This window comes from Alkalihalophilus lindianensis, assembly GCF_032843265.1.
In the GTDB taxonomy this organism is placed as follows: domain Bacteria; phylum Bacillota; class Bacilli; order Bacillales; family Bacillaceae_D; genus Alkalihalophilus; species Alkalihalophilus lindianensis.
Map to the genome: position 1 here is coordinate 1 of NZ_JAWJBA010000679.1, position 254 is coordinate 254.

General features: G+C 44.9%; 1 pseudogene. It reads left to right on the forward strand.

What is annotated here, in order from left to right:
- Positions 1-254: pseudogene (locus tag RYX56_RS23880) on the forward strand (amino acid ABC transporter ATP-binding protein); the annotation flags it as partial.

Consider the following 254-nt stretch of genomic DNA (forward strand, 5'->3'; position numbering starts at 1 on the left):
GGCCCTTATGTTTACATCAGGATATTTGATCTCTAAATCAGCCGCCCGCCCTGAATCCATCCTCATGGTGTATGTTCCCATTGTCGGCGTCCGTACCTTTGGGATTGGCCGGGCGGTAGTAAGCTATATGGATAGATTGTCAGGCCTTTCGTTAGTGTTGAAAATCCTTTCAGAAATGCGTGTGAAATTATATAAAGTGATTGAACCACAAGCATTGCTTGTTCGCTCACGTTTCCGTACCGGAGATATTTTAG